Here is a 6,994-nt window from a genome sequence, read left to right as displayed (position 1 = left end):
TGCTTGTGATTTTCTGCTCATCGGTTTTTAGGTCAAAGATAATATTTTTTGGAAAATGGAAATTTGTCGTACACCCAGAAAAAAGGAGTTACCGATGAGGAAGAATTGGTTATTACAAATCAAATCAATTCATTAAAAAATGACAGTCAACAGCTCTACACTTTAAAAAACAAAAATGGAGAACGAGTTCCAATTAAAAAGGTTAGGGTAAGAGAGGAAATGTCCAACGCCCAAAAATTAAAGGAAACAAATCAATATGTGAATCCGAGAAATAATCATCATATTGTAGTTTATGAAGATGGCAAAGGTCAACTAAAAGAAACCATTGTCACATTCTGGGAGGTTGTAGAAAGACGAAAACAAAATCAAGACATTTATCAGCTTCCTGAAGCGGATAAAAACGGTAAAATTATAAATACCTTACAAGAAAATGATATGTTTGTTTTGGGATTAAATGATGAGGAATTTAATGATAATAAAATAGACTATAAATATGTAATACAATATTTATATCGAGTTCAAAAAATATCAGCTGGAGATTATTCATTTAGACATCATTTGGCATCTACACTCGGAAACAAGGACGAGGAAGTTAGGATTGCAAGTTTAAAGAAATGGACTGAAATGAATCCTATTAAAGTAAACCTAACAGAAACAGGTTCGATAATTTTAGCTTAACAAATTGACAAAGTTCTTTGACATAAAGTTATAATCTTAAACAGCTAAAAAAAACCACAACAAAATCTCGCTTCGCTCGATTTTGTTGTGGTTTGATTAAAGATTAGAAAACACGATATTTGCAAGGTGGCGAATATATTACCGGCTCCAGTTGTGGTTTGATTAAAGATTAGAAAACACGATATTCTTTTCACATTGTGAACAAGAATCCTTAACGTTGTGGTTTGATTAAAGATTAGAAAACACGATATTCCGCGTTCTCTGCTATTAATATCCCTTTTTGTTGTGGTTTGATTAAAGATTAGAAAACACGATATTTGTTGCCCGTAAATAACGGTGGAGTAGCTTGTTGTGGTTTGATTAAAGATTAGAAAACACGATATTTATAATTGTGAATATCTATTGTTTACGCATGTTGTGGTTTGATTAAAGATTAGAAAACACGATATTGTAGATTTATTAACCGTATCGCAGGAATTAGTTGTGGTTTGATTAAAGATTAGAAAACACGATATTTTTCAGGTGATATGCTTTTAGGTACAATACGTTGTGGTTTGATTAAAGATTAGAAAACACGATATTCGTACAAAGGCACAATTAAAAGCTTTGAGGGTTGTGGTTTGATTAAAGATTAGAAAACACGATATTCAGCCTTTATGTAATAAGCATCATAATAGTGTTGTGGTTTGATTAAAGATTAGAAAACACGATATTCAGAACCATAAAACAAACCCATGGCGCGTTGTTGTGGTTTGATTAAAGATTAGAAAACACGATATTAACGATACGGTATGTCGCCCGTGCGTGGTTGTTGTGGTTTGATTAAAGATTAGAAAACACGATATTAAACAATCTGAAATAATTTGCCATCCTTTTGTTGTGGTTTGATTAAAGATTAGAAAACACGATATTAGTTTATGAACTATTATAAGCTTAAACTGAGTTGTGGTTTGATTAAAGATTAGAAAACACGATATTACCTATTTAGAGTCTTCTGGAATGTTTTCGGTTGTGGTTTGATTAAAGATTAGAAAACACGATATTCTATCTTTTCATTATCTGTTAAGTTATACAGTTGTGGTTTGATTAAAGATTAGAAAACACGATATTTTTAGGCATAAACTATATACCGTGTTGTAGTTGTGGTTTGATTAAAGATTAGAAAACACGATATTTGGTTGTATGTCATAACAACGGGGTCTTTTGTTGTGGTTTGATTAAAGATTAGAAAACACGATATTTTAACGCCTCCAGTAAAATACCGAGTCGCGTTGTGGTTTGATTAAAGATTAGAAAACACGATATTTTTGGTTTTACCGAAAGATTAAGCTCATTAGTTGTGGTTTGATTAAAGATTAGAAAACACGATATTAGTTGGCTTGTTACCTTCTAACCATCAAACAATTAAAGTTAAATATCGTAAGGAAAAATGCTTCTTTTTTGCAGTGATAAGGCAAGATTGAGGCATTTTTTTGTTTGTAGGGACAGCTAGCTGACCTTCTCCGTACAAGATTCAAATTCCAATCCCTTTTATAGAAATACACAATTTTGTAATTATCCACCAATCATGTACGTCTGCTTATAGAAATAGATGGTTTGAACACACAAAATATGGCAGTTAAATTAAATAGCTGTCTGGTTTAATGGCTGCGTTTAAAACTACCTCATCCAAATTGGTACATGAATCCGGTATTATGGATTTTGTGTGGTGTGGCAACCTTCTTTCCATGACCATATAACCAGGAATGAAAAACCGTATAAAAATATCATGAATTATATATATTTGAATACGAAAAAACAAAATTAAGATCACTTTTTTATGTTGATAAATAATTAAAACACTGATTTACAAATGTTTAATATAAATTATTTGTAAACTTTATGACATTTATCATGTTCCTATATTAAAATATTTTGTTACTTTGTGCTGTAATTAATCCATAAGCAAATTAAAATAGCATGAGTACAGAAGTCACCAAAACATTACCAAGAACCTATTCACAAGATGAAGCATTCCAGGCTTCCTTAAACTATTTCAATCAAGATGATCTTGCTGCCCGTGTATGGCTGAATAAATATGCCTTAAAGGATTCTGTGGGCAATATTTATGAGCTAACACCAAACGACATGCACCGCCGTATAGCCAAGGAATTGGCAAGAGTGGAAAAAAAATATGCCAATCCCTTATCTGAAAATGATATTTTCGATTTAATAAAAGATTTTAAATACATCGTTCCACAAGGCAGTCCTATGGCAGGTATTGGCAATCCGTACCAAATTGCATCGCTCTCCAATTGTTTTGTTATTGGCAATTCGGGGAATTCAGATTCTTATGGAGGCGTTATGAAAATTGACCAGGAACAGGTGCAACTTATGAAACGGCGCGGTGGTGTGGGTCACGATTTGTCGCATATCCGTCCAAAAGGTTCTGCGGTAAACAACTCCGCGTTAACCTCTACAGGCATTGTTCCTTTTATGGAACGCTATTCAAATTCTACCAGGGAAGTGGCCCAAGATGGTAGGCGAGGTGCACTTATGTTATCGGTTTCCATTAATCACCCAGATGCTGAAGATTTTATAAATGCCAAGTTGGAACAGGGCAAGGTTACAGGCGCCAATGTGTCGGTTAGAATAGACGATGCTTTTATGGAAGCTGTCAAAAACAATACGGAATACACCCAAAAATATCCCATTTTTAGCAGTGAGCCTAAAGTATCAAAAACGATTGATGCCAATTCCTTGTGGAAAAAAATTGTATATAACGCTTGGAAATCCGCCGAACCTGGCATGTTGTTTTGGGATACCATCATCAAGGAATCGGTACCGGATTGTTATGCCGATTTAGGCTACAAAACGGTTTCAACAAATCCATGTGGCGAAATTCCGCTGTGTGCTTACGATTCATGCCGATTGTTGGCTATTAATTTGTTTTCGTATGTTGAAAACCCATTTACAAAAGAAGCTAGTTTTAATTTCGATCTGTTTAAAAAACACATAGCCACGGCACAACGCATTATGGATGATATCATCGATTTGGAATTGGAGAAAATCGATAATATTTTACTTAAAATTGATAAAGACCCGGAATTGGATGAAGTAAAAGCTAACGAACGCAATTTATGGATGAACATAAAAAAGAAGGCACAAGAAGGAAGAAGAACGGGTATTGGCATTACTGCCGAAGGCGATATGTTGGCCGCTTTAGGTATTCAGTATGGCAGTGGAGCCGGAAATGCGTTTTCTTTGGAAGTCCATAAAACCATAGCCATTGAAGCGTATAGAGGTTCGGTGCATTTGGCAAAAGAGCGCGGGGCCTTTTTGGTTTTTGATGCGGAGCGCGAAAAAAACAATCCGTTCATTAAACGCTTAAAAGATGCCGATAGTAAATTGTATTATGAAATGTTGGAACATGGCAGACGCAATATTGCATTGCTTACCATTGCACCAACAGGAACCACCAGTTTAATGACGCAAACAACCTCTGGAATAGAGCCTGTTTTTTTACCTGTTTATAAACGAAGACGGAAAATAAACCCTAATGATAAGGAAGCGCGCATCGATTTTGTGGATGAGGTAGGCGATTCTTGGGAAGAATATGTGGTGTTCCACCACCGTTTTAAACAGTGGATGGAAGTAAACGGTATCGATACTTCCAGAAATTATTCCCAAAAAGAAATTGATAAATTGATCAAAAAATCGCCCTATCATAAAGCGACTTCCAATGATGTGGATTGGATGAGCAAAGTGAGCATGCAAGGGGCCATCCAAAAATGGGTGGACCACTCTATAAGTGTGACTATCAATTTGCCCAATGATGCTACCGAAGATCTGGTGGGCGCATTATATTTAAAAGCCTGGGAAGTGGGCTGCAAAGGGGTTACCGTTTATAGGGATGGTTCGCGTTCCGGGGTGTTGATTGCCAATGATGAAAAAGATGACAAAAACCAAAATATACTAACCGCATTTCCTAAAAAACGCCCGGAAATTTTAGAAGCCGATGTGGTTCGTTTTCAAAATAGCAAGGAAAAATGGATTGCTTTTATTGGCATCATAGATGATAAACCGTATGAGATTTTTACAGGTTTGGCCGATGATGAAGATGGAATTTTAATTCCGCGTTGGGTAAACGAAGGGTTGATAATAAAGAACAGAAATGAAGATGGCAGCTCGCGTTACGATTTTCAATATAAAAACATACGGGGCTATAAAACCACTATTGAAGGACTGTCGCATAAATTTGATCCTGAATTTTGGAACTATGCCAAACTGATTTCTAGTACGCTTCGCCATGGCATGCCCATCGATAAAATCGTTGATTTAATCAACAGTTTACAACTCGATAGCGCCTCCATAAACACATGGAAAAATGGGGTAGTGCGAGCATTAAAACGCTATGTGGAAGATGGTACACAAGCCAAAGGGCATGTGTGCGAAAATTGTAAATCTGAAAATCTGATATACCAGGAAGGCTGCTTGACTTGTAAGGATTGCGGATCCTCTAAGTGTGGGTAATGGTATTTTTTAAGAATTGAATCAATTAAATACACATATTTAAAATGAACCTCTCAAATAAGTCCTCCCCTTTTTTAAGGGGAGAGCCTGTGCCGAATTTATTTCGGTATGCCTTTAGGCGGAGGGGTCAGGAAGTTGGTTTTATAATTGGCTTCCTTTTTTTTTTGAATTTATTGATGTATTCTTATAACTTGCTTGTATATCTTGAAAGGTAGAAGTTTTGTATGTGAAATTTTCGTGCTTAAACAAAAAATAGCAGAAAAGAAATAAACTATTGATTTAGTTCTTAACTGCTATTTTCATAGGACACCTTGTTATAAGCTGCTCTTTTTTCCCATTCAGTTTAAACCCTTGTTCAATTAATAACCGTGGAAACAGACTGACTACAACCATTACTATTACAAGCCCGTACACTTACATTCGTATTACTGCTTGAAAATTGTAGAAAAATAATACTACCATCATTTGGTTTAGCATAATAACTATCACTTGTAGTCCATTCCCAATAATCCACATCACTACTAATGCCGTAATAGTAAACTTTCACCATTTTCCATTGGCTATAAGGGTAAACATTATAGTCATTTTGAATTCTTTGAATAGAAATATAATTTTCATTTGGTAAAACAGGTGGTGGGATGGTATTAATTGGAAACTCTTTATAAATACCATTTCCGCCTGTTATGCCCATATAAATCCAACCTGTACCGGAGTTTGAAGAAGAAGAAATTAAATATGCATAATTGGAACTCACATAATCAAACGTTAAGCCACTTGAAGCATATGTATCAGATATTTCGCCACATCCGTTTGTGTTTATAAGGTCAATAAGAACGTCACCACCTGCATCAATGCCATTTTCAAGTCCTGTAACATCCACATTATCGTTTTCGCCAACTTGGATGTTTTTTGTTTTGGTAACCGTTTGCAAGCAAGTGTTTTGTAAAACAACGGAAAGCGTTATTGTACCATTTGAAACTCTTGTAACCGTTATCGCGTTATTTGAACCCAAACTTACGGTTGCGATATTGTTATTGGATGAGCTTACGGACTGGATTGAAGCTCCACTAGGTATATTGTCAACGGTGTATATTCCAGAGGCACAAACATAATTGTTACCAGAAATTGATAATGAACCCACAGAAAACGAAGCTCGAGTAACATTAAAAGTTGCAGGTAGTTGGTTTTGCCCGTTATAAATCGGAGTAACCGAAATATTTGAAGGTAATATGGTGCCAGAATTTGGTGTAAGAGTAATTGAACTACCGCTCCCTACATTACCAGACCAACCGTTTCCAATGTTCCATTGGTAAGTTACACCATTTAAGTTAGAACTGTTTGTAACCGTAAATGTTTTTGCTGATATATTGCCACAAACTAAATATAAAGGATTTTGTGTCGGTTGAAAAGAGGGTGTCTTAATAATTGTTTTATGTTGAGATTCCCATTCTGCCCCAGGCTGATTATTCTGTTTTAGCGTAGCAGAAAGATAATTGCCATTTCCAAAATCAATTTCTGATGCAAGAATATCAAATCCAAAATTAGCTGAAGTTCCTGTGATAAATTGACTTACAGAAACATCCGCTGTTCTTTTTTCAGTGCGATTTCCTGAACTATTGAATACATCAATAAAAACCTTTGCAGGACCAATTGTATATGATGATAGCTTTGTTAAATCTACCCTAAATGTTACATTAATAGAGGCATCACTTCCCATATTTATTGATGAGCCATTGGATACGGCTACATTGTTTGCTTTTAAATTTTCTATTTTTACGGTAACATTTTGAGAGAACGAAACCAT

General features: G+C 35.3%; 3 protein-coding genes and 1 CRISPR repeat array. Of the genes, 2 read left to right on the top strand and 1 reads right to left on the bottom strand.

Translation table 11 applies throughout. The features are described 5' to 3' along the window. Positions 1 to 48 precede the first annotated feature (48 nt). Together ACU1LP_RS11465 and ACU1LP_RS11460 are read left to right on the top strand one after the other, a co-directional pair. Entirely contained in the window at positions 49 to 678 is a 630-nt protein-coding gene (locus ACU1LP_RS11465) for a hypothetical protein (protein WP_445736337.1), read from the top strand. Positions 679 to 762: 84 nt separating this feature from the next. Further along, positions 763 to 2,050: a CRISPR direct-repeat array (repeat unit 36 nt; unit sequence GTTGTGGTTTGATTAAAGATTAGAAAACACGATATT). A gap of 587 nt (positions 2,051 to 2,637) precedes the next feature. Then, entirely contained in the window at positions 2,638 to 5,190 is a 2,553-nt protein-coding gene (locus ACU1LP_RS11460; RefSeq protein WP_445736336.1) for an adenosylcobalamin-dependent ribonucleoside-diphosphate reductase, read from the top strand. Positions 5,191 to 5,545: 355 nt separating this feature from the next. On the opposite strand, the gene ACU1LP_RS11455 is transcribed toward ACU1LP_RS11460, so the two are convergent. Continuing rightward, positions 5,546 to 6,994 carry a hypothetical protein gene (locus ACU1LP_RS11455; RefSeq protein WP_445736335.1) on the bottom strand — a complete coding sequence of 483 codons (1,449 nt, stop codon included), beginning with the start codon at positions 6,992 to 6,994 and terminating at the stop codon, positions 5,546 to 5,548.

Source organism: Mariniflexile sp. (assembly GCF_052728615.1).
The sequence above is the reverse complement of the archived record's forward strand: the minus strand, read 5'-3'. Positions and strand labels throughout refer to the sequence as shown.